This window comes from Asanoa siamensis, from assembly GCF_016862555.1.
Classification (GTDB): domain Bacteria; phylum Actinomycetota; class Actinomycetes; order Mycobacteriales; family Micromonosporaceae; genus Asanoa; species Asanoa siamensis.
In genome coordinates, this window is the sequence record NZ_BONE01000014.1 from 85985 (window position 1) to 108190 (window position 22206).

A 22206-nucleotide genomic window follows, 5' to 3' on the forward strand; every position below is an offset into this window, starting at 1 on the left:
TAGTCCGAGGTCAAGCGCCGTGTCGACCGGCCGTTAGGGCAAGCTCGCGGGGCCTTTCGCGGCGTCCGAGGGTGGCTGCCAGGACGACCACGGCCGCGGGTACGAGGGTCGGGCCGCAGAAGGCCAGCACCACCGCGACCGCGAGGCAGGCGATGCCGGCGCAGATCCGTGGCACGCCGGTCAGCAGGCGCCAGCCGGCCGCCGTGCAGCCGAGGTAGACCACGAGGAAGAAGGTCGTCGGGACGTTGACCAGGGTGGCCAGGTCGATGCGGCCGGTGGCGAGCGGCCCGATCAGCACGACGCCGGAGAGCAGGACCGCACCGCCGAGCCAGCGCGGCAGCGCCTCGGCCCGGGCTTCCGCTCGCGGGGGTCGCAGCGCGCGGGCGAGGCTCGCGGCGCCGGCGAGGTAGGCGAGGATCGCGCCGACCGTGAGCACCACGGCCCCGAGCGCGGCGACGGCCGTGCCCGTGTCGCCGAACCCGATCGTGAGCAGCGCGGCCAGCGGCACCTCGGTGCCGGCCCGGTCGCCGAGCGCCGCGACGGTCACGATGCCCAGCGCCAGGTAGATGACGGCGGTCACGCCGAACGCGATCGCGATGACCCGTCCCGGCCGCGTGAGCCGGGCCGTCAGCGGCGCGATCGCCTCCCAGCCGACGAAGGCGAGCATCAGCGTCGCGGCCGCCGTTCCGATCGCCGACCAGCCGTGCGGCGCGAATGGCGTCCAGTTGGCGGCGTCGCTCGCCGGGGCGGCGCCGGCCACCGCGCCGACCACGATCACCAGCAGCAGCGTCACGAGTCCGAACTGGACGGTCGTGGAGGTGCGTACGCCGCGGGCCACTACGGCGACCGACCCGGCGAGCAGGAGCGCGGCCGTGGTCGCGGCGACGCGGACGCCGCCGCCCGTCAGCTCGGCCACGTAGTTGCCGCCGATCACGCTGACGATCGGCGCCCCGCCGATCACGCCGGCCAGGAAGCACCAGCCGACCGCCCGCCCCGCGCGGCGACCGAGACCGGCGGTCGCGTAGCCCCACACGCCGCCGGCGGACGGGTGCCGCACGCCGAGCGCGGCGAACACGACGGCGAACAGCGCGGAGGCGCCGAGCAGCAGGGCCCAGGCGACGACGGACGCCGGGCCGGCCTGGCTCGCGGCGAGCCCGGGCAGCAGCAGGAGGCCGGGGCCGAGCAACGCGCCGATGTAGAGGGCGCTGCCCCGGGCGGTGCCGATGTCGCTGGTCATGGCACGCAGTCTGGCAGCGCGGCGGCCGCACACGATGGCAAATGTGCGCGGCTTCGCGCGCTGTGACGCAACTATGTTGCGCGCAGATGGCGCTCGACCGCATTATCTGCCCATGCCTTACGACAGCACCGACCGGGCGATCCTGGCCCGGCTCCAGGCGGACGGCCGGATCGCCAACGTCGACCTCGCCGAGGAGGTCAACCTGTCACCGTCGGCCTGCCTCCGCCGGGTCCGGGCGCTGGAGCAGGACGGCCTGGTCGCCGGCTACCGGGCGGAGCTCGACCGGGCCAGGCTCGGCCTGGACCTCACGGTCTTCGTCGAGCTGCGGGTCGACCGCCACTCGCGCGAGAACGCCGCCCGCCTCGAGGCGGCGCTCACCGCGATCCCGGAGATCGTGGCCTGCCACGTCATCTCGGGCCGCGCCGACATCCTGGTGGAGGCCGCGGTCGCCAACCTGGCCGCGTACGAGCATCTCCTGATCGACCAGATCCTCAGCATCCCGTCGATCGTCGACGCCCACAGCACGTTCGCGATCCGCACGGTCAAGACCCGCGGCCCCCTCCCGCTCGCCCAGCTCACCTGACCAGGGCGACCTCCGCGCCGGCCTTCACGCCGTTGACGGTCAGGGTCAGCGTGACGGTGCCACCCGCCCGCAACGCCGTCAGCCGCCCCGTGCCCGGGTCGAACCAGGCGCGGTCGCCCGGCCGGATGCCCGCCGCCGACCCGACGTGCAGGCCCGCGCCGCCCGACCACTGGGCCGTCACCGGCGGTGCGACCGGCACGATCCGGCCCCCGGGCTGGGTCAGTGTCGCGGTCACGGCCGCGGGTGCGCCGATCCCCACCGTGGCCGGCGCCGTCAGGGTCACGGCGTCGACGTGGGGGTTGACCTCCGCCGCGATCCAGCGTGGACCCTCGGCGAACGGGTTCAGCCGGGCCAGCGCGGCCTCGGCCGGCGTGACCGGGTCGACGCCGAGCATCGTCCAGCCGGTGAAGCCACCGAGGTGCGGCGCGGTCGACGGCTCCTTGCCGCTGTTGCCGTTGATCAGGTACGGCACGCCGTCCACCCGGTCCGCGTGGAACGTGCCGACGTGCGCGCCGACGAACGCCGCGCCCTTGCCGGTGCGATGCTGGAACTCGCCCAGCCAGCGCTCGACCAGCGCGGCCTCCTTCCGGTCGCCGAGTTGGCTCGCCTTGGCCGGCGTCGGATCGCGCGGCGGGTGGTGCGCGAACACCGCGACCGAGCCGACCCGCGGGTCCGCCGCAGCCTCGTCCAGCGCGGCCCGCAGCGCCAGGATCTGCGCGAAGCCGCTGCCGCGCAGGGATCCCGCGCTGGTGTCGAGCGTGATCATCCGGGTGCCCCGGTGGTCGAACACCCGCGACGTCGGCCCGAACACCGCCTGGAAGTTCGAGATCGGGGCGCCCATGATCTCGTGGTTGCCCGGCACGTAGTAGTACGGCAGCGCGCCGCCCAACTCCTCGTCGAGGATCCGCTTGGCCAGCGCGAAGTCCGCCGGCAGCGCCGTGTCGACCAGGTCACCGTTGATCACCAGGAAGTCGGGCGCGGCCGCGCGGATCTCGCGCAGGGTCCGGCGGGCCCGCTCGACCTGCGTGCTGTCGGGGTCGGCCGCGACGAACTGCGCGTCCGACAGCACCGCCAGCCGCCACGGCGCCCCGTCCACGGTGCCGTCGCGGAGCACGACCCGGTCGGTGCGCGGCGGCTCGGGCGGCACGTCGACCGGCGGCGCGACCCGGGCCACGATGTCGTCGATGACGATGTCGGTCTGGTAGGCCTCGGCCGGGTCGGTCTCCGCGACGTAGAACCGCCGGATCCGCACCGGGTACTGCACGCCCGGCGGCACCGCCATCTCGACGTACCGCCAGCCGGTCCAGGTGACGTAAGGCCCGCGCAGCACGTGCTGCTGGTCGAGGGCGTCGTGCAGGTGCAGGCTCGGCCACTCGCCCCGGCCGTTGCCGTGGATCCACATGCCGAACGCCTGCGGCTGCCCGTCCACCGGGATCCACTGTGGTGGGTCGGCGTAGGCGGCCCGCGTGCCGGTCGACTGGCCGAAGTCGTACGCCATCCGCAACCCGCCACCGGTGTGGCCCGGCGCCGGCGCGACCGAGCCGGTGGCCCGCGCGGCGCTGAACGTCCACGCCGCGGCGTCGTCGAACGTCGCGACCGACACGTCGGTGAGCCCGATCGTCACCGGCACCACCGTGCGCCGGCCGCTGACGGTTGCCGTGATCGTGCCCGCGCCGCTGCTCGCGAGCGCCTTGACCGTGAAGAAGCCGTCGGCGCCGGGCGTGACCTCGACCAGCGACCGGTCGTACGCGAGCCGGACGTCACCGGTCTCGATCGGCGCGCCGTTGCCCTCGCCGTCGTAGCCGACCACGCCGAACGATCCGGTCGCGCCGGCCCCGTCCAGGGCCACCTTGTCGGCGGTCGCGTCCACCCTGGACAGTGGGCCGAGCACGACCAGGTCGATCTCGCCGCGGGCCTCGCCGCGGCTCGCGGAGACCTTCGCCGTGCCCGGAAGCAGACCGCGGAACACACCGGTGCTCGACACGGTGCCGTTCAGGATCCTGGTGGACCGCCAGGTCGGCGCGCCGGCGGCGGGGCCGTAGGTCTCGTCGTAGCCGGCCGCGGCCAGCCGCCGGGTCAGGCCCGGGAAGACCCGGTCCGGGCGCCCGCCGCGGACCGGCCCGATGCCGGGCGCGCCGGCGGGGTCGATCGCGGTCTTCACCCAGTACGCGGTCAGCCGCCCGCTCCCCGTCGGCGCGTAGACGGCCAGCCCGTTGGGCACCGGCCGTTCCGAGCCGTCGGAGGGCGCGTTCTCCACCCGCACGGCCGGCGCGCCCGGCTCGCGGGCCACCAGCGTCGACGACCCGCCGCCGTCGAGGTTGAGCGCGTCGTGGGCGCCGAGCGAGGCCATCAACCGGCCGAGCTCGGTCAGTGTCACGCCGCGGCTGTCGGCCTGCCGCCCGTCGACGGTCAGCATGATCATTTTCGTGCCGCCGGCGTCGAACCCAACCGCGGTACGCGGTTCCGGTGTCACGTCGCCGATGTCCTGCGGCACGCCCGCCTTGACCAGCACCCGGTTGCCGCCGATCGCGGCCTTGACCGCCCGGTCGTCGGACGCCCGGGCGCGGTGGGTCACCTCGACGGGATCACCGGGCCGCAGCCCGGCCAGCGCGTCGGCGCCGGCGTCCCGGCCGAGCAGGATCGTGGTGCCGGCCGGGATCGGGCCCTGGCCGGGCGCCGCGCCCACCGTGACGACCCGGCCGCCCGCCAGCGCGACCTCGGTGACCCGGCTCGCGCCGGCCACCGCCCGCGCCCGGTCGTAGTCGCCCCACAGCGCCGTGAACACGCCGACGCCGCCGGCCTGCACGAGGTTGTTGAACTGGGTCAGCGTGACCGGCCCGCTCGGCAGCGTCGCGGTGCCCGCGAAGTAGAACTGCACCACGCGACCGATCCCGTCAGGCCCGATCGCGACGCCGTCCGGGTGGCCGCCGACCGGCGACTGCACGAGGTCGCCCCCGCGCACGCCGATCCCCTGCGCGGCACCTGACTGATTGATGTCGAAGAAGTCGCCGTTGACGGCCGCGACCGCGCCGGCCTGGTCGACGACACCGCGCAGCGGCGCGGTGCGGGCCACCGCACCCGTGTTGACGTAGTCGACGGAGAGGCCCTCGCCCGCGAGATCCGCCGTGAGCGCGTCGGCCCGGATCCAGCCGTTGGCGTCCAGCCGGTCGAACGAGGTCAACTCGAGTCCGGGGGCGACCGGCCGGGTGCGCCGGTCGGTCTCGATCGAGGCGTCCGCGGCGGTGGCGGTGATCCGCGTGGACGGTGCCGGGTAGGACGACGCGGCGGCGCTGTCGACCTGGCCGACGGGCGCGGCGACGGCGGGGCCGCCCGCGAGCAGCACGGCCAGCAAGGGCAGCAGCACGGGCGCGGCACGCCGCGCGGATCGACGGGAACCCATGCGGCGAGCCAACCGGAAGCTGGAGGAATTTTCAAGAGACGGTTGTCTAAGTGAAGGAAAACTTCACGTGCGCCGCGCCGGTCCCCTTCCAGCCACGGCCGGTAACGTGCGGACGCATGACCGTACGCGTCCGGGAGTTCCTGGCCGGTCCCGCCGCGGGCAGCGACCTGCTCGCGCTGGGCGAGCCGACGCACGGCGAGCCGGCGTTCGCGCTGCTGCGCAACGAGATCTTCGCGGAGCTGGTGGAGGCGGGCTTCCGCTCGATCGCCGTCGAGTCCGACCGGCTCGCGGCCCTCACGGTCGACGCGTACGTCCAAGGTGATGCCGGCACGCTGGACGAGGCCCTGGCCGCCGGGTTCAGCCACGGCTTCGGCCCGCTGCCCGGCAACCCCGAGCTGGTCAGCTGGATGCGCGCCTACAACAGCGGTCGTCCCGCCGCCGAGCGGCTCACGTTCCACGGGTTCGACGCGCCGCTCGAGATGACCAGCGCGCCGAGCCCGCGCCGTTACCTGGCCCACGTGCTGGCGTACCTGGGCGATCTCGTCGACCCACCGGCCGACCTTGACGGCCTGGTCGGCGCCGACGACCGGTGGACCGACTTCGCCGCGATCATGGACCACTCGCGGTCGGTCGGCAGGTCGCCGGAGGCCCTGCGGCTCCGGGCCGTCGCCGACGACCTCCGCACGGCGCTCTACGCCAACGCGCCCCGGCTGGTGGCCTCGTCGTCGCCGGCGCGGTGGCGGCGGGCCGCACTGCACGCGGACGTCGCGGCCCGGGTGCTCGGCTACCACGCGGAGGCCGCCGCGCCGGCCCCACAGGCGGTCCGCACCTCGCGGCTGCTCGGCGTCCGCGACGCCTGGATGGCGCAGAACCTGCTCGACATCCGCGCCCACGAACGCCACCGCGGGCCGACGCTGGTCTTCGCGAACAACCGGCACCTGCAGCGCCCGCCGAGCACCTGGCAACTGGGCGGCATGGACTTGTCCTGGTCCGGCGCCGGCTCGATCGTGTCGGCCCTGCTGGGCCTCCGGTACGCGGTCATCGCGGGCAGCCTGGGCGCGAGCGCGGCGCTCGGGCTGGGCGCGGCCCCGGCGGGCACGGCCGAGGCGGCGTTGAGCGAGGCGGCCGACGGCCCGACCCTGTTCGACCGGCCCGGGCTGCACGCGACGCTCGCCGGCCGCGCCTTGACCGGCCGCGCCGACATGACCCCTGAGCAGGGCTACTTCCCGCTGGACGCCGAGCTGATCGCGACCAGCGACGCGGTGCTGCACGTGCCCGCCGTACATTGACGGTTGTGACCGACCGGGCCGGCGCCGCCGACAAGTCGTTCGACGTGCTCGAGGCGCTGGTGGAGCACGGCCGGCTGGCCGACATCGCGCGAGCGACCGGGCTGCCGAAGGCGACCGTCCACCGGATCCTGCAGGTCATGGTCGAGCGGGGGCTGGCCCAACCGACCGGTGACGGCGGGTACGCCTGCGGGCCGCGGCTGGTCGCGCTCGCCGGGCGGGTGATGCACGCGGTCGACCTGGGCGGACGGGTGCATCCGCAACTCGACGCGCTCCGGGTCGGCACGGGGCACACCGTGCACCTGGCGCTGCGGGCCGGCGACGAGGCGGTCTACGTGGCGAAGCTGGACGCCGGTAGGCCGTACCGGCTCGCCTCCCGGGTGGGGATGAGCCTGCACCTGCACAGCACCTCGATCGGCAAGGCGATCCTGGCCGGGTTGACCGACGCGGAGGTCGCCGAGGTGGCCGGGCGCACCGGGTTGCCGGCCCGGACGCCCCGCACCATCACCGCCCTGCCCGACCTGCTCGCCGAGATCGGTCGCACGCGGCGGCGCGGCTGGGCCGAGGACCACGAGGAGAACGAGGCGGGGGTCGGCGCCTGCGGCGCGCCGGTCCGCGACCACACGGGCGCGGTGATCGGCGGGATCAGCGCGGTGGCGCTCACCCACGACCTGACCGGCGGATACGACCGGCTCGGTCCCCAGGTCGTCGAGGCGGCGGCCGCGGTGTCGCGGGCGTTGGGCGCACCGCGGGTTTGACGTCCGCGAATCGCGGTACATAGATACATGCACATCTAGTGGAACGCCATTCCGTCAGACGGAACGGAGGCGACGGATGAGCGACGACGACAACGGCCTCGCCTGGTCGGCCACCCCTGCCCCATCGATCGGGGACGCCCACGTGATCTCCGGGGCCGACCTGACGCGGGTCGCGACCGCGATCCTCGGGCGGGCCGGGGCACCGGCCGAGATCGCCACCACGGTCGCACGCTCCCTTGTGGACGCCGACCTGGCCGGGCACGACTCGCACGGGGTCCGGCGGCTGGTCCCCTATCTCGCGGCCGTGCGGGCCGGCCACCTGAAACCCGCCGCCCGCCCGGCGGTCACCGCGCACGCCGGCGCGACGGCCAGAGTCGACGGCCGGCGCGGCTTCGGGCAACTCGCCGCGCACGCCGCCGTGGACACCGCGCTCGACCTGGCCGGCCAGCAGGGCTGCGCCGTGGTCGCGGTCGGCAACGCCAACCACGTCGGCCGGCTCGGCGAGTACGTGGAACGGATCGCGACCGCCGACGCGGTCGGCATCGCGCTGTGCAACGCCGATCCGACCGTGACACCGCACGGTGGCCGGGAACGCCGGCTCGGCACGAACCCGCTGGCCTGGGGGGCGCCGCGGGCCGCGGGCCGGCCGCCGGTGGTGACCGACTTCGCGACCTCGGCCGTGGCCGAGGGCAAGCTGGCGCTGTCGGTGGTGCGCGGCGAACAGGTCCCGTCGGGCCTGCTGGTCGGCGCCGACGGCGCGCCGTCGACCGAGCCCGGCGACTTCTACGCCGGCGGCGCGCTGCTGCCCTTCGGCGGGCACAAGGGGTACGCGCTGAGCGTGATGATCGAGATCTTCGGCGGGCTGCTGTCGGGGGCGGGCATCTCCAGCCTGCCCGGGTACGACGCGACGAACGGCACCGTGTTCGTCGCCGTGGACATCGCCCGCTTCCTGCCCGTACCCGAGTTCCGGGAGCGCACCGAGCAGTTCTGCCGCCTGCTGGCCGACACGTCGCGGGCCGGCGCGGATCCGGTACTGGCGCCGGGCGAGAAGGAGGCGACCACCCGGGCCGCCCGGGCCCGCGACGGCATTCCGCTGGCGGCCGCGACCTGGCGGGCGCTGGCCGACCTGCCCGGCGGCCCGTCTGTCGAGAGGAGCGCACGATGACCGACCGGACCGAGTTGCGCCGGGTGGTCACCGGCTCGCTCGTCGGCACCGCCCTGGAGTGGTACGACTTCTTCATCTACGGCACGGCCGCCGCGCTCGTCTTCGACGACCTGTTCTTCCCGGACGCCGAGCCCGCGGTCGGCACGCTGGTCGCGTTCGCCACGTTCGGCGTCGCGTTCCTGTTCCGCCCGGTCGGTGGGTTCTTCTTCGGCCGCCTCGGCGACCGGATCGGCCGGCGGGCGACGCTGATCGTCACGACGCTGGTGATGGGCATCGGCACGGGCCTGATCGGCCTGTTGCCCACCTTCGACCAGGTCGGCATGCTGGCCCCGATCCTGTTGGTACTGCTGCGGATCTGCCAGGGCCTGGGCGCCGGCGCCGAGTTCGGCGGCGCGTCGACGCTGCTGGCCGAGCACGCCCCGGCGGGCCGGCGCGGCTACTACGCGTCCTTCGCCCAGACCGGTGTCCAGATCGGACTGATCATGGGTACGGTCGCGTTCCTGCTCGTGGGCCTGCTCCCCGACCGTGACCTCGAGGCCTGGGGCTGGCGCATTCCGTTCCTGGCCAGCTTCCTGATGATTTTCGTGACGTTGTACGTGCGGCTGCGGGTCACGGAGTCGCCCGTGTTCCGGGAGATGGAGCGCACCCGTACGGTGGTCCGCACGCCGGTGATGGACACGCTGCGCCGCTACCCGCGCAGCTTCCTGGTCGGCATCGGCGCGCACATCTGCGACACGGCGATCGTCTACATCTTCGCCACCTTCGTCGTCGCGTACGTGACCGACGAGTTGGGCCTGAGCCGCTCCACGGCCCTGACCGGCGTGATCATCATGGGCGTGGTGGTGACGGCGAGCCAGCCGTTCTACGGCGCCCTGTCGGACCGGATCGGCCGCAAGCCCCTCAACATCTTCAGCGTGCTGTTCACGGCGGCGTTCGCGTTCCCGTTCTTCTGGATGGTGAACACGGCGGAGCCGGCCCTCATCTGGCTCGCCCTGGCCCTGGCGGGCGGCATCGGCTTCGCGCCGATGATCGCGGTGCAGCCGGCGTTCTACGCGGAGCTCTTCGGCGCGGGCGTGCGCTACACGGGCTTCGCGGCCTCCCGCGAGATCGGCGCGGCCATCGCGGGCTTCTCGCCGCTGGTCGCGGCCGCCCTGCTGCGCGCGGGCGACGGCACACCGTGGTTGGTCTCCGTCTGGATCATCGCGACGGCGGTGGTGTCGCTGATCGCCTTCGTGTTCGCCCGGGAGACCCGCACGATCGACATCGCGGCACTGCACCACGACCAGTCGACGCTGGTCGCGGACCGCCCGGAGACGGCGAGGACGCCGTGAACCTGTCGGGCGCGGTCGCGGTGGTCACCGGCGGCGGCACGGGCATCGGCCGCGCCGTCGCCGAGGCGCTCACGGCGCCCGGCGCCTCGGTCGCGATCACGTACGCCCGCTCGGCCCCGGAGGCGAAGGCGACAGCCGCGTCGCTCGGCGCGCTGGTGGTGCCGCTCGACGTAGCCGACGACAAGCAGGTGCGCCGGATGGCCGACCGGGTCGTCGGCGAGTTGGGGCGGGTGGACATCCTGGTGAACAACGCGGCGGTCACGCACGCGGTAGAGCACGCCGACCTGGACGCCCTGACGGACGCGATGTGGCACGAGATCCTCGACGTCAACGTCCTGGGCGCGTTCCGCTGCACCCGCGCCCTGGCCCCTGTTCTGCGGGCCTCCGGAGGCGCGGTGGTCAACGTCAGCTCCATCTCGGCGTACCGGGCGGGCGGCTCCTCGATCGCCTACGGCGTGAGCAAGGCGGCGCTGCTCCAGCTGACGCGCAACCTGGCCGCCGCGCTGGCCCCGGAGGTCCGGGTCAACGCGGTGGCCCCCGGCACGGTCAACACGCGCTGGCAGACAAACCTCCACGGGGCGGCGGACTTCGCGATCCGCCGCGCGACGGAGGAACAACACATCCCCCTGGGCGCGATAGCCACACCCCAACACGTAGCCCAAGCGGTCCTGGGCCTCCTGGGAATGGACAACGTGACAGGCGAAACCCTCATAGTCGACGGCGGCAAACACATCCGCTACTGACAACAGGCCACACGACTAAAACATGCATCGATACGATGCTTCCGACGGCTGTCCGTTCTCGAGATCGGGGTCGCGACGGCCAGAGGGTCCGGCGCGGTGGGCAAAGGGCTCATCCGCGCCGCCCTGGCGTTCCTGCGGAAGTCGAAGGCGCGCCGCGCGGGCTGCGGAAAACGCGAGGCGGCCCAACCACTGTCCAAGCTGGATTTCGCCAACCCGAAGACGTTCGACCCAGCCGCACTGCGCGGCAGGAGCGCCGCCGATATCCGGGCGGCGATCCCCGCGAACTGGTCCTCCCGGCCGAGCAAGCGCGGCGGCGGGACGGTGTTCGAGGACCCCGGCAACGCCGGACGGCAGATCCGGATCATGCCCGGATATACTGCCGGAAATCGACCGGATCCATTGACCCACGGTCCTTACGCTGAGGTGTCTCAGAACGGCAGGACGACCAAGGTGCCGTCGCGTGGCAACCCGACGCTTCCCGGAGGCGCGTGATGACGTCCGAGGCCGAGGTGTGGTTGGCCGGCGAGGTTCGGGATCATCTGCATGACTTCGGGGCCGTCGGGCTCTACGAGTTGGTCTGGTTGTTGCGGGGGTCGTCCTTCGGGCTCGCGGATGACGACGCGGTCGAGGTCGCCAGGCGGGTCGCTCGGGGTGTGCTCGCCGGTGGCGCCGTCGGGATCTATCGGCTTGCCTGGCCCGGTGCCGCCGTCGTCGACGGGCCCCTCGATCCCCAGGTGCTGTCGAGCGCCGAAGCCTGGCAGGAGGGCGAGCGGTATCTCGCCCTCGTCGAGGGTGGCGGCCGCTAGGCCGTCAGGGTCGAGACCGCCGCTACCACGTAGAGGCAGCCCGCGGTGGCGACCGCTACACCCGCTATCGCCGGGGTCCAGGCCGCCAGTGCCGACCACTTGCGGGTTCGGTTGGCCAGGGCCGTGAAGCCGCGGACCGTCACCACGCCGACCGCCGTCAAGGTCACCGCCATGCCGACGCCGAAGGACAGGACCAGGATCAGTGCGTCGACCGAGCGGCCCGTGAGCAAACCGCTGACCAGCAGCAGGAACGCCGACGGCGAGGGGAGCAGGCCGCCCGAGAGGGCCAGGGCCACCAAACCCCGGCGGGACCACGGGTCCGTCGCCTCGTCCACCTCGTGCGAGTGGTCATGCGAATGCGAGTGGGAATGGCCGTGGGAATGCGAGTGCGCGTGCGCGTGTGCGTGGGCCCGCCGGCGGATCTGGCGCCAGGCCAACCGGCCGCCGACCGCGATCACGACCACGCCCGCCGCCACCTGCATCCAGGCCGTCACCGACTTCGTGCCGATGCTCGCCGAGACGCTCAGGCCCACCCAGACCAAAGCCAGCACCAGCACCGAGAACGTGTGCATCACCGCGACGATCACGCCGAGGCGCAGGGCGTCGCGGTAGCGGCCGTGCGTACCCACCAGGTAGGCCGCCGTGATGGTCTTGCCGTGGCCCGGCGCCACCGCGTGGGCCGCGCCCACGCCCAGCGACACCAGCAGCAGCACCCAGAAGACCGTGCCGCCGTCGAACAATGCGATGAGCCGGTTGTCCAGCCCCTCCAGGCCCGTCACGCGGACCGCCGCCGGCGGCGCAGGAAGAACCAGAGAACAGCGGCGAGCAGGACCACGACAGCGGTGCCGATCGCCATGGGTACGACGGCCGCCGGGCGGGACGAGCCGTGCAGCACCAGGTCCTGCTCCGGCGACGCCACCGTGAACATCGCCTCCGAGTCGCCGACCAGGACGGTGCGGTACGCCTCGTTCAGGTCCATCAGCGCGGCCAGCTTGATCCGCACCGAAGCGACCGTCGCCGGGCACTCGTAGGTGAGCGTCGCGCCCGTCGACAGCAGGTCCTTCAGCTCACCGACCGTGCCCGGGCAGGCGACACCGGCCTGCCGCACGGTCATCCGGGCCAGCAGGTAGTCGCGGACCGCCGGCGACCGCTGCAGCTTCTGCTCGCCCGTCACGTCCGTGGCCGGGTCGTCGAACGCGCCGACCGACTGGCCCAACGCCACCCAGTCGTCCTCGGCCGCGTGCCAGACCAGGGTCAGCGACGAGCCACGCGCGGTGACCTTCGCCGTCGAGGGCGGGCCGAACGGGTGCGCGGCGGCCGGCGTTCCGGCCAGACCGACGACGGCGAGCGCGACCAGCGCGCCGAGTGCCAACCGTCTCAACGGGTGCTCCTCAAACCAGGAGTGCGGGCCGGCCGCGAAAGGCCGGCCCGCACCGGGAACAACTACTTCTTGACGGTGATCACCGGGCTGGAGATCTGCTGGGTGCGGCTCTCCAGGTAGACGGTGTGCTGGCTGCCACCGGTCGCGCTCGCCGGCAGGGTGAACGTGTAGTCCAACCGGCCCAGCTCGTCGGCCTTCTTCGTGGCGATCAGGATGCCGGGCTTGCCCTCGGCGGTGCTGGTCTTGCGCAGGTAGACGTCGACCGACTCGCCCGGGTCGTACCCGTAGCCGGTGACGGCCAGCTTCGAACCGGCCTTCGGGGCCGTCGTGCTGACGATGACGTGCTCACCCGTGGTGGTCTCGGGCGTACGCCACTCGTTGACCGTCCGCTCGCCCGCGTCGTTCTTGCGGACGACCACGCCGTCGAAGTGCTTGCCGTTGGCGAAGCGGGCCTCGTAGGTCAGCGAGTCACCCTTGACGTCGATCATCTGGTAGAGCTGGCTGTCCTCGGCCTTGGCCATGATGTCGGCGCCGTTGTCGGTCCACACGGAACCGTCGACGTCGTACATCTTGCCGCCGGAGACGGACACCGCGTACACGGTGCTGTTGTGCACGGTCGCCGACTGCTTCGAGGCGGTCGTGCTGCCGCGGCCGTACGTGTGGTCGTGGCCCTGGAGCACCAGGTCGACGCCGTACTTCTCGAACAGCGGACCCCACTGGTCCCGGATGATCGGGTTGTTGCGGCCCTCGGCGGTCGAGTAGACGGGGTGGTGGAAGGTCACCACGGTCCACTTGTTCGGGTTGTCCTTGAGCAGGCCCTCGAGCCACGCGGTCTGCGCGGCCATGACCTCGGGGATGCTCTGGACGTTGGTGTTCAGCCCGATGAACCGCACACCCTGGTAGTCGGTGTAGTACGCGGTCGACTTGAGCGCGGCCTGGTCGCCCCACGCCGGGCCGTTCTCCGGGTACGGGAACTGCGGCGCCCAGAACGACGACAGGTTGCTGCCGCTGTACTCGTGGTTACCGGTGATCGAGATGTTGTTGATCTGGCCGTCGATGAAGCTGCCGGCGTTGTACCACTGACCCCACTGCTCCTCGCTGTTCGCGGAGTCGATGAGGTCACCGGCGTTGACGATCAGCTTGGCCTGCGGCCGGTCGGCGAACGCCTGGCGGAACACGCGCGGCACGGCGCTGTCGATGTAGTTCTGCGCGTCACCGTAGTAGATGAACGAGAACGGCTCGAAGCCCTCGGCGGCGGTGGTGAAGTCGATCCACTCGCTCCAGTTGGTGCCGTCGCCGACGCGGTACGTGTACCGCGTCGCCGGCTTCAGGCCGGTGAACTCGACGGTGTGGTACGTGGAGGCGTACCCCAGCGAGGTGTTGACGGGCGTGTTGGCGATCGCCTTCACGGTGGTGACCGCGCCGGCAGCCGGGGCGACGTCGCCGAGGGCCTTGGGCGCCTCGAGGAACTGCGCCTGCGCCCACTCGGCGGACGCCTCGGCGCGCCACGAGACGCGCTGGCTGGTGGCGGGCTTGTCGGTCGGGATCAGGATGACGCGGTCCGGCACCGGGGTCGGCTTGTAGCGCTCGGCGGCCGGGAACTTCGTCGGGGCGGCGTCACCGAACGCGGCCGGGCCGAACGCGAGACCACCGGCGAACAGCGCCGCGGCACCGATGGCCGCGATCGCCGCGCGCCGACGGCCCGAGTTCCAAGGCCTCTTGACCTCACTCAACTTTGTTTCCCCCCTCAGGGAATCTCTGGTTGTCCCGCCGACAGGGGTGGCGGTGGGACAACGCGCATTCAGCCAAAGCAGGGCGACGCCCATCGGACTTCGACGTTGCGTCCGAGTGAACTGGAGATCAGCTGATAGTCCGCTGGGTACGCGGCCATCCGGGCGCAGCCGGCCCGACATCCGGCGTTGGTCCGGCCGCCAGCAAGAGCGCCTACGGTCCCCGGGTGCCTGTTCTCCGCTGGGTCGGGGTGGCGGCCACGGTGCTGGCGCTCGGGACACTGTTCGCCACGCCGCCGGACGCGCCCGTCAAGAAGACCGACGCCTTCCTCGACGCCGAGACCACCGGCCTGCTCAGCATCGAGCTGACCGAGTGCTTCGACGATCCGGAGTACGACCGCCGGGCCGACGACCGCGTCGTCGTCTACGTGCCGTGCGCGGACGGTGCCGACAACCAGGCCTACAACTTCGTGTACGCCCCCGACGGCGACTTCGACCGCCCGAGCGTCGCCGCGCTCGCCTGGGACCGCTGCGGTCAGGTGTTCGACAAGCTGTGGAAGGGCGCGGGGCGGGACGGCCTCGACTACTACCCCACGCTGCCGACCGCCGAGACGTGGGCCGACGGCGACCGCGTCATCATGTGCGTGGTCTACCGCCCGTCGGGCCGCCTGCCCGACTCGGTCCTCCCGCTGGCGGGCCGTTAACCCTTCGTCGAACCCAGCGTCAGCCCGCTCACGAAGTGCCGCTGCAGCACGAAGAACACGATCAGGGTCGGCAGCGCCACGATGATGGAACCGGCCGAGAGCAGGTTGTAGTCGGTGAAGAACTCGCCCCGCAGGTTGTTCAGGGAGCTGGTGATCGGGAACTTGTCGCCGTCGGTGATCAGCACCGTGGGCCAGAAGAACTCGTTGTAGATCCAGGTCACCTGCAGTGTGGTCAGCGCGGCCAGCGCCGGCCGCACCAGCGGCAGGGTCAGCGTGAAGAACTGCCGCGTCACCCCGGCACCGTCGACCTCCGCCGACTCGTACAACTCGTGGGGGATGGTCTTCATGTAGTTGCTCAGCACCAGCGTGCAGAACCCGAGCTGGAACGCGGTGTTGATGAGCACGACGCCGGTGTAGCTGTCGAGCAGCTCCAGCTCGCGGAACGCGCGGTAGACCGGGATGAGCAGCGCCTGCGGCGGCAGCAGGTTCGCGGCCACGAAGATGCCCAGCAGGGTGAGGTTGAGCGTGAAGCTGAAGCGGGCGAGCACGAACGCGGCGCAGGAGGCGAGGAAGAGCGTCACGAGTACGGCCGGCACGGTGATGTAGATCGAGTTGAGGAACTTCTCGCCGAACTCCGCGCGCTCCCAGGCGTCGACGTAGTTGTCGAAGGTGAAGCCGCCGAACGAGAAGTAGCCGTGCGTACCCGTGTAGCCGTAGTCCCGCAACGAGTTGAACAGGCCCCACAGCAGCGGGACGAGCCAGCCGAGCGCCATCACGGCGAGGAACGCGTGCAGGATCAGACGGGGTCTCACCGGTCGTCCTCCCTCGTGGTCGCGCGCAGGTGGACGACGACGTAGATCGACGAGATCAGCAGCATGATGGTGGCCAGCGCCGACCCGAAGCCGATCCGGCTGGCCTCGCCGATGATGTTCTGCGCGACCAGGGCCGCGATCACCTCGAGCCCGTTGCGGCCCTTGTTGACGATCCAGACGATGTCGAACGCCCGCAGCGACTCGATGATGGTGATCACCAGGACGATCAGGTTGATGGGTCGCATGACCGGGAAGATCACCGAGAAGTACGTCCGCGTCTCGCTGGCGCCGTCGACCCGCGCCGCCTCGCGCAGCCCCGGGTCGACCGCCTTCAGACCGGCCAGGTAGATCAGCATGATGTAGCCGGTGTGCTTCCAGGCGGTGGCCACCAGCACCGCCCACAGGTTGACGTTCGGGTCGCCGTACCAGTCGATCTCGGTGCCGAGCACCGCGTTGAGCAACCCCTGGTCGCGCGAGTAGATGAGCTGCCCGATGAAGCCCGTCAGCGCGAGCGAGAGGATGACCGGCAGGTAGAACGCGGTCTGGTAGAAGCGGCTGCCGCGGATCTCCTTGTCCAGGAGGACCGCCAGGAACATCCCGAGCGGTGTCGGGATCAGGAACAGGAAGCCCACCCAGATCAGGTTGTGCCAGATCGCCGGCCAGAACGGCGGATAGATCGTGGCGATGTTCTGGTAGTTCTCGAACCCGATCCAGTCGATCGAGCCGAGCCCGCCGAACCCCTCCCAGCGGGAGAACGACAGCGCCACCGAGGCGAGCGCCGGCAACCAGACGAGCAGGATCACGAACAGCAGCGGTACGCCGATCATCAGCGCGACGACGGCCCGATCGCGGACCGTCAGCCGTCTCGGGCTACGCATCGGGCCTCCTATGAAAGATCGACCCCCTTGCATGATCGTAACCGTCGATATTTACTGACGTCACGTTGTAGCGGCACGAAGATTGGTGCTGATCATGCGAAAGCCGCTGTCGCTCGCCGCCGCCCTGCTGCTCGCCGGCGCCGCGCTCGCCATCCCCTCGCCCGCCGTCGCGGCCACCCCCGTCGTGCCGATCACCGCGCCACCGATGGGGTGGAACAGCTGGAACCGGTTCGGCTGTGACATCGACGAGACGCTGATCCGGCAGACGGCCGACGCGATCGTCGCGAACGACCTCGACGACCTCGGCTACCGCTACGTCAACATCGACGATTGCTGGATGGCGTCGACCCGCGACGCCCAGGGCCGGCTGCAGCCGCACCCGACGCGGTTCCCGTCGGGCATCAAGGCGCTGGCCGACTACGTGCACGCGCGCGGGCTCAAGCTCGGCATCTACGAGTCCGCCGGCACCGCGACCTGTCAGGGGCTGCCCGGCAGCCTCGACCACGAGGTGATCGACGCCAACACGTTCGCCGCGTGGGAGGTCGACCTCCTCAAGTACGACAACTGCAACAACCAGGGCAGGCCGGATCTGGCCCGCTACAAAGCGATGGGCGACGCGCTGAAGGCGTCCGGGCGGGCGATCGTCTACAGCATCTGCAACTGGGGCCTGGCCGATCCGTGGGTCTTCGCCCCGCAGGTCGGCGGCAGCCTGTGGCGCACGACCGGCGACATCACCGACACCTGGGGCAGCGTGCTCTCGCTGCTCGACCAGCAGGTCGGGCTCGAGCCGTTCGCGCGCAACAACGGCTTCAACACCCCGACATGCTCGAGGTCGGCAACGGCGGCATGACCAACACGGAATACACCGCGCACTTCAGCCTCTGGGCCCTGCTCAACGCGCCGCTGCTGCTCGGCAACGACCTGCGGTCGATGTCGGCGCAGACGCTGGCGATCATCCGCAACGCCGAGGTGGTCGCGGTCAACCAGGACTGGGGCGGGTCCCAGGGCCGCAAGGTCCGCGACTTCGGCGAGACCGAGGTCTGGGCCAAGCCGATGAGCGACGGCGGCGCGGCGGTCGTGCTGTTCAACCGCTCCGCGACGACGGCCACGATCACGTCGTCCGCGGCGGAGGTCGGCCTCGGCGGTTCCAGCGGCTACGCGCTGCGGAACCTCTGGACCGGGGCCACCTCGACGTCGACCGGCGCACTGTCGGCCAGCGTGCCCGCGCACGGCGTCGCGATGTTCCGCGTCAACCGGTCCGGCGCCCTGGCCGCCGCGCCGGCCGCCGGCACCCACCAGGTCGGCGACCTCGCCTGGCTGGCGTCGAGCAACTTCTGGGGGCCGGTCGAGCGCAACCGGGCCAACGGCGAGCAGGCCGCCGGTGACGGGGGCACGCTGACGATCAACGGCACGACGTACGCGAAGGGCGTCGGCGCCCACGCGGACAGCGCCGTCCACGTCTATCTCGGCCGCGCCTGCCCGCTGTTCTCCGCGTCCGTCGGCGTCGACGACGAGGTGACCAACGCGGCCGCGTCGGTGCGTTTCCAGGTGTACGGCGACGGCCGGCTGCTCGCCTACAGCGGCGTCAAGCGGGCCGCCGACGGGCCGACGGCTCTGCGGGTGGCGACCGGCGGGTACACCACATTGGAGCTTCGCGTCACCGACGCCCGCGACAACGCGAACTACGACCACGCCGACTGGGGTGCGGCGACGCTGACGTGCACCGCGCCCGGCACGGGATCGTCGCCGTCGTTCAGCGGCGGCAACGGCTGGGGCCCGGCCGAACGCGACCAGTCCAACGGCGAGCAGGCGGCCGGCGACGGCGCGGTGCTCACCCTCGGCGGCGTGTCCTACCTGCGCGGCATCGGCACCCACGCGCCGAGCGACCTGGTCGTCACCGTCGCCGGCTGCGAGCGGTTCACCGCGGTCGCGGGCATCGACGCCGAGGTCGGCTCGGCCACGGCCCGGGTGACCTTCACGGTGCTCGCCGACGGCGTCACCGTCTTCACCAGCCCGGCCGTGACGCTCGCATCCGGCCCGGTGCCGGTCGACGTCGACGTGACCGGCCGGAGCACGCTGCGCCTCGTCGTCGGCGGCGGCGGCAACGGCATCGACTTCGACCACGCCGACTGGGCCGACGCCCGCCTTCTCTGCTGACCTCTGCACATCGTCGTTTGGAGGACACCGATGAAAGACCCCATCTCACCGGCACCCGCGCTGTTCGGGATGCCCGTACCCCGGCGGTCCGTGCTCCTCGGCGCGGCCGCCCTCGCCTCCGCCCCCGCGCTGGTTGCCTGCGGTGACGACGACGACGGGGGCGGTGACACCGGCGGCGGCGAGGTGACCTTCGGTTCCAACGAGGTCGGCTCGACGTTCGCCAAGCAGCGGCAGGCCGCGGTCACCGACTTCCAGTCGAAGAACGCCGGCTACACGGTGAAGCTCAACGAGATCGACCACAACACGTTCCAGGAGAACATCAACAACTATCTGCAGGGCAGCCCCGACGACGTGTTCTCCTGGTTCGCCGGCTACCGGATGCGCTTCTTCGCGCGGCGCGGGCTCGTCGGCGACATCAGCGACGTGTGGCCGCTCGACGGGGTCAACGACTCGTTCAAGACCGCCTCGACGGGCGACGACGGGAAGCAGTATTTCGTGCCGCAGTCCTACTACCCGTGGGCCCTGTTCTATCGCAAGAGCGTCTGGCAGGAGTGCGGCTACACGGTGCCGACGACGTTCGACGAGTTGATGACGCTGGGCGCCAAGATGAAGGCCGACGGCCTGACGCCGATCAGCTTCGCCGACAAGGACGGCTGGCCGGCGATGGGCACGTTCGACATCCTCAACATGCGCGTCAACGGCTACCAGTTCCACATCGACCTGATGGCCGGCAAGGGATCGTGGGAGAGCGCCGAGGTCAGGAAGGTGTTCGACACCTGGGCCTCGTTCCTGCCGCTGCACGCGCCAGACTCGCTGGGCCGCACGTGGCAGGAGGCCGCGCAGGCGTTGCAGCAGAAGAAGGCCGGCATGTATCTGCTCGGCACGTTCCTGCTCGACCAGTTCCCGCAGAACGAGCGGGAGGACGTCGATCTGTTCACCTTCCCGGCGATCGACCCGGCGGTCGGCGCCGATGCGATTGATGCGCCGATCGACGGTTTCTGCATGAGCGCCGAGCCGAAGAACGCTGGCGGGGCGAAGAAACTGTTGGCCTATCTGGCGAGTGTGGACGCGGCGGCGCAGGCGAGCAGGCTGGGTGAGCCGTTCATCTCGTCGAACAGCAAGGCCGACACCAGCTCTTATACGACGATCCAGAAGAAGTCGGCGGAGCTGGTGGGCAGCGCGAAGAACATCGCGCAGTTCCTCGACCGCGACACCCGACCCGACTTCGCGTCGACGGTCATCATCCCGGCGTTCCAGGAGTTCATCCGCAAGCCGGGCGATGCGGCCAGCATCCTGAAGAGCATCGAGAGCCAAAAGAAGACGATCTTCATCGACTAGCTTAGGGCGTAGTAGACCGCTTCGTGCAGGTCCTCGGGCGGGTTGAGCAGGGTCGCGATGGGCACCGCGAACCAGACGTCAACGGACCCGAAGACCGCATTGCCGGTACGCACGGTGCGATGCTGCGTGCGGGCGCCCTCAGGTGCCGCGGACGGCCGGACCACGACGACGGGCCGGCTGTCCGCGAACCGGTAGGCGAACGCATCGATCCGCCGCAGCCCACTGGCGTGCAGGTGTTCGTAGAGCTCACCGGTAGCGGGCAGCTCGGCCGACCCGTCGACGACCCGCGCGAACTGCTCGTGCACCAAGGTCTCGAGGTCGGCGGGCACAGGCGTGACAAGGACGGGCGCCGGGCCGGCCTCGCCCGCGGCATGCGGGCCGGCCTCCGCCGCCTCGGGCTCTTGTAGTCGTTCCGGCCCGCGCCCCACATCGGTATCCGCGAGGCGGCCTGGGCCGGCTTCCGGCACGCGGTTCAAGCCTGGTCGCACCACGCGGTCTAGCTCGGGATCCGTTGAGCCGCCCAGCTCGGACTCTGTTGGGCGGCTCAGGTCGGGGTCCGTTGCGCGGCCCAGGTCGGGCTCCGTCGCGCCGTCCAGCTCGCGCTCCGTCGCGCCGCCCAGGTCGAGTTCTCTCGCGCGGGATACGCCGGGCTCCCTTGCCCGGCCCAGTTGCGGATCCGGCGCGCCGTCCAGGTCGCGTTCCGTCGCGCGGGATACGCCGGGCTCCGTTGCCTGGCCCGGGTCCGGATTTGTCGGGCCTCCAAGGTCCGCTTCCGTTGGGCGGCCCAGCCGGGGCTCCGCCGGGCGGCCCAGCCGGGGCTCCGTAGGGCGGCCCAGCCGGGGCTCCGTAGGGCGGCCCAGCCGGGGCTCCGTAGGGCGGCCCAGGTCCGGATCCGTCGGTCGGCCCAGGTCCGGCTCCGGCACAGACTCCAGGTCAGCTCCCAGTACCCGCCCCAGGTCTCGTTCCTGCAAGTGTTCTTGGTCGGCTTCCGGCACGTGCTCCAGATCTGGATCAGGCGCGTGATCCAGATCGGGCTCCGCCGCGCGTTCGGGATCCGGAACGCGTTTCGAATCGGCGTCCAGCACGCGTTGAGGGTCCGGCACGTGCTCCAACTCGGGAGTCCGCACGGTTTCGGGGTCCGGCACGCGCACCAAACCGGGACGCCGCACGGCATCCGCGTCCGGCGCGCCTTCCAGATCCAGGTCCAGCACGCGTTCGCGATCCCGCGGGCGCACCAAACCGGAACCCCGCACCGTCTCCGCGCCCGGCAGGCCTTCCGGGTCAGGATCCGGCACGGATTCGCGGGCCGGCACGCTCACGAAACCGGGACCGCGCACGATTCCCGCGGCTCGCACGCCATCCAGATCCGGGCCTAGCGCGCGTTCGCGATCCTGCGCGCGCACCAAACCGGGGATTCGTAGGATTTCCGGATCCGGCGCGCCGGCCAGAGCGCGATCGGGCGCCCCTTCCGAGTCCGGCACGCCTTCCAGAGCCGGGTTCCGCATCCGTTCCGGATCCGGCCCGCCTTCCACATCTTTGTCCCGCATCCGTTCCGGATCCGGGATGCCTTCCAGATCCGCACCCCGCGCAGGTTCAGGGTCGGGCATGCGTCCAAGATCCGGACCTCGCGCGGGTTCAGGGTCTGGCTCGCGTTCCGGGTCGGCGTGCGTTACGTGGTCGGAGTCTGGCAGGTGGGTGCCTGCCGGGTCGGGCGCGTGGTCGCCATCCCGGTCCGGGTCGGGGGCGGGGTCGGGCAGGGAGAGCTTGAGCCGGCGCGCGATGGCCGCCAGGCCGCTGGGTGGTAGGTCGGTCAGCATCACCCGGCGGTGGACCGTGGGCAGGGGGTCCTCGTCGACCGGCTCCCCTGGCCACTCCTGCGGCGGCTCGTGCACGGGAC

20 protein-coding genes are annotated in these 22206 nt (G+C 71.8%); 12 read left to right on the top strand and 8 right to left on the bottom strand.

Translation table 11 applies throughout. The features are described from left to right. Positions 1-10: 10 nt before the first annotated feature. Positions 11-1237: an APC family permease gene (locus Asi02nite_RS11660; RefSeq protein WP_203712440.1), complete on the bottom strand. Its 1227-nt coding sequence runs from the start codon at positions 1235-1237 to the stop codon at positions 11-13. Positions 1238-1349: 112 nt separating this feature from the next. Here Asi02nite_RS11660 and Asi02nite_RS42295 point away from each other — a divergent pair, with 112 nt between their 5' ends. Beyond that, complete coding sequence (locus tag Asi02nite_RS42295; RefSeq protein ID WP_203712442.1) at positions 1350-1820, top strand: Lrp/AsnC family transcriptional regulator; 471 nt, start codon at positions 1350-1352, stop codon at positions 1818-1820. Here Asi02nite_RS42295 and Asi02nite_RS11670 read toward each other — a convergent pair. After that, positions 1813-5220 carry a phosphodiester glycosidase family protein gene (locus tag Asi02nite_RS11670; protein WP_203712444.1) on the bottom strand — a complete coding sequence of 1136 codons (3408 nt, stop codon included), beginning with the start codon at positions 5218-5220 and terminating at the stop codon, positions 1813-1815. The two genes, Asi02nite_RS42295 and Asi02nite_RS11670, sit on opposite strands and share 8 nt — an antisense overlap. 116 nt (positions 5221-5336) lie before the next feature. Here Asi02nite_RS11670 and Asi02nite_RS11675 point away from each other — a divergent pair, with 116 nt between their 5' ends. The 7 genes from Asi02nite_RS11675 to Asi02nite_RS11705 all read left to right on the top strand — a co-directional run bounded on the left by Asi02nite_RS11675 (position 5337) and on the right by Asi02nite_RS11705 (position 11309). Beyond that, positions 5337-6509, top strand: coding sequence for an erythromycin esterase family protein (locus Asi02nite_RS11675; RefSeq protein ID WP_203712445.1), 1173 nt, complete (start codon positions 5337-5339; stop codon positions 6507-6509). Positions 6510-6514: 5 nt separating this feature from the next. Then, positions 6515-7264, top strand: a complete 750-nt coding sequence (locus Asi02nite_RS11680) for an IclR family transcriptional regulator (RefSeq protein WP_203712446.1) — start codon at positions 6515-6517, stop codon at positions 7262-7264. Positions 7265-7340: 76 nt separating this feature from the next. After that, complete coding sequence (locus tag Asi02nite_RS11685) at positions 7341-8429, top strand: Ldh family oxidoreductase (RefSeq protein ID WP_203712447.1); 1089 nt, start codon at positions 7341-7343, stop codon at positions 8427-8429. Then, positions 8426-9760: an MFS transporter gene (locus Asi02nite_RS11690; RefSeq protein ID WP_203712448.1), complete on the top strand. Its 1335-nt coding sequence runs from the start codon at positions 8426-8428 to the stop codon at positions 9758-9760. Before Asi02nite_RS11685 ends, Asi02nite_RS11690 begins: the two co-directional genes overlap by 4 nt. Next, positions 9757-10503, top strand: coding sequence for an SDR family NAD(P)-dependent oxidoreductase (locus Asi02nite_RS11695; RefSeq protein ID WP_203712449.1), 747 nt, complete (start codon positions 9757-9759; stop codon positions 10501-10503). The genes Asi02nite_RS11690 and Asi02nite_RS11695 overlap by 4 nt, the downstream gene beginning before the upstream one ends. Positions 10504-10599: 96 nt before the next feature. Then, positions 10600-10995, top strand: a complete 396-nt coding sequence (locus Asi02nite_RS11700) for a hypothetical protein (protein WP_203712451.1) — start codon at positions 10600-10602, stop codon at positions 10993-10995. Further along, positions 10995-11309 carry a hypothetical protein gene (locus tag Asi02nite_RS11705; protein ID WP_203712453.1) on the top strand — a complete coding sequence of 105 codons (315 nt, stop codon included), beginning with the start codon at positions 10995-10997 and terminating at the stop codon, positions 11307-11309. Before Asi02nite_RS11700 ends, Asi02nite_RS11705 begins: the two co-directional genes overlap by 1 nt. Here the strand turns inward: Asi02nite_RS11705 and Asi02nite_RS11710 are convergent. The 3 genes from Asi02nite_RS11710 to Asi02nite_RS11720 all read right to left on the bottom strand — a co-directional run bounded on the left by Asi02nite_RS11710 (position 11306) and on the right by Asi02nite_RS11720 (position 14423). Then, a complete protein-coding gene (locus Asi02nite_RS11710; protein WP_203712455.1) occupies positions 11306-12088 on the bottom strand; it encodes a nickel/cobalt transporter in 783 nt (260 codons plus the stop codon). The two genes, Asi02nite_RS11705 and Asi02nite_RS11710, sit on opposite strands and share 4 nt — an antisense overlap. Next, positions 12085-12690: a hypothetical protein gene (locus tag Asi02nite_RS11715; RefSeq protein ID WP_203712457.1), complete on the bottom strand. Its 606-nt coding sequence runs from the start codon at positions 12688-12690 to the stop codon at positions 12085-12087. Before Asi02nite_RS11715 ends, Asi02nite_RS11710 begins: the two co-directional genes overlap by 4 nt. Positions 12691-12752: 62 nt before the next feature. Continuing rightward, positions 12753-14423 (bottom strand): purple acid phosphatase family protein, encoded by a 1671-nt coding sequence (locus Asi02nite_RS11720; RefSeq protein ID WP_203712458.1) that lies wholly within the window; start codon positions 14421-14423, stop codon positions 12753-12755. A gap of 224 nt (positions 14424-14647) precedes the next feature. Between Asi02nite_RS11720 and Asi02nite_RS11725 the strand changes: the two genes are divergently transcribed. After that, positions 14648-15124 carry a hypothetical protein gene (locus tag Asi02nite_RS11725; RefSeq protein WP_203712459.1) on the top strand — a complete coding sequence of 159 codons (477 nt, stop codon included), beginning with the start codon at positions 14648-14650 and terminating at the stop codon, positions 15122-15124. Here the strand turns inward: Asi02nite_RS11725 and Asi02nite_RS11730 are convergent. Next, entirely contained in the window at positions 15121-15936 is an 816-nt protein-coding gene (locus Asi02nite_RS11730; RefSeq protein WP_239126653.1) for a carbohydrate ABC transporter permease, read from the bottom strand. The two genes, Asi02nite_RS11725 and Asi02nite_RS11730, sit on opposite strands and share 4 nt — an antisense overlap. Further along, a complete protein-coding gene (locus Asi02nite_RS11735) occupies positions 15933-16814 on the bottom strand; it encodes a carbohydrate ABC transporter permease (RefSeq protein WP_239126654.1) in 882 nt (293 codons plus the stop codon). The genes Asi02nite_RS11730 and Asi02nite_RS11735 overlap by 4 nt, the downstream gene beginning before the upstream one ends. A gap of 94 nt (positions 16815-16908) precedes the next feature. On the opposite strand from Asi02nite_RS11735, the gene Asi02nite_RS11740 reads away from it, so the two are divergent. From Asi02nite_RS11740 to Asi02nite_RS11750, 3 genes are read left to right on the top strand one after another with little or no spacing between them, the layout of a single operon-like run. Continuing rightward, positions 16909-17664 (top strand): glycoside hydrolase family 27 protein, encoded by a 756-nt coding sequence (locus Asi02nite_RS11740; protein WP_203712461.1) that lies wholly within the window; start codon positions 16909-16911, stop codon positions 17662-17664. Beyond that, positions 17637-18971: an NPCBM/NEW2 domain-containing protein gene (locus Asi02nite_RS11745; protein WP_203712462.1), complete on the top strand. Its 1335-nt coding sequence runs from the start codon at positions 17637-17639 to the stop codon at positions 18969-18971. Before Asi02nite_RS11740 ends, Asi02nite_RS11745 begins: the two co-directional genes overlap by 28 nt. Positions 18972-19001: 30 nt before the next feature. Continuing rightward, positions 19002-20309, top strand: a complete 1308-nt coding sequence (locus Asi02nite_RS11750; RefSeq protein ID WP_203712463.1) for an ABC transporter substrate-binding protein — start codon at positions 19002-19004, stop codon at positions 20307-20309. Here the strand turns inward: Asi02nite_RS11750 and Asi02nite_RS11755 are convergent. Beyond that, positions 20306-22201 (bottom strand): MSCRAMM family adhesin, encoded by a 1896-nt coding sequence (locus tag Asi02nite_RS11755; RefSeq protein WP_203712465.1) that lies wholly within the window; start codon positions 22199-22201, stop codon positions 20306-20308. The genes Asi02nite_RS11750 and Asi02nite_RS11755 overlap by 4 nt on opposite strands. Positions 22202-22206 lie beyond the last annotated feature (5 nt).

Excerpts from the sequence above, each read along its gene's own strand:
- Asi02nite_RS11660 (WP_203712440.1), bottom strand. The coding sequence starts at position 1,237 with ATGACCAGCGACATCGGCACCGCCCGGGGCAGCGCCCTCTACATCGGC.
- Asi02nite_RS42295 (WP_203712442.1), top strand. The coding sequence starts at position 1,350 with ATGCCTTACGACAGCACCGACCGGGCGATCCTGGCCCGGCTCCAGGCG.
- Asi02nite_RS11670 (WP_203712444.1), bottom strand. The coding sequence starts at position 5,220 with ATGGGTTCCCGTCGATCCGCGCGGCGTGCCGCGCCCGTGCTGCTGCCC.
- Asi02nite_RS11675 (WP_203712445.1), top strand. The coding sequence starts at position 5,337 with ATGACCGTACGCGTCCGGGAGTTCCTGGCCGGTCCCGCCGCGGGCAGC.
- Asi02nite_RS11685 (WP_203712447.1), top strand. The coding sequence starts at position 7,341 with ATGAGCGACGACGACAACGGCCTCGCCTGGTCGGCCACCCCTGCCCCA.
- Asi02nite_RS11690 (WP_203712448.1), top strand. The coding sequence starts at position 8,426 with ATGACCGACCGGACCGAGTTGCGCCGGGTGGTCACCGGCTCGCTCGTC.
- Asi02nite_RS11705 (WP_203712453.1), top strand. The coding sequence starts at position 10,995 with ATGACGTCCGAGGCCGAGGTGTGGTTGGCCGGCGAGGTTCGGGATCAT.
- Asi02nite_RS11735 (WP_239126654.1), bottom strand. The coding sequence starts at position 16,814 with ATGCGTAGCCCGAGACGGCTGACGGTCCGCGATCGGGCCGTCGTCGCG.
- Asi02nite_RS11740 (WP_203712461.1), top strand. The coding sequence starts at position 16,909 with ATGCGAAAGCCGCTGTCGCTCGCCGCCGCCCTGCTGCTCGCCGGCGCC.
- Asi02nite_RS11745 (WP_203712462.1), top strand. The coding sequence starts at position 17,637 with ATGCTCGAGGTCGGCAACGGCGGCATGACCAACACGGAATACACCGCG.
- Asi02nite_RS11750 (WP_203712463.1), top strand. The coding sequence starts at position 19,002 with ATGAAAGACCCCATCTCACCGGCACCCGCGCTGTTCGGGATGCCCGTA.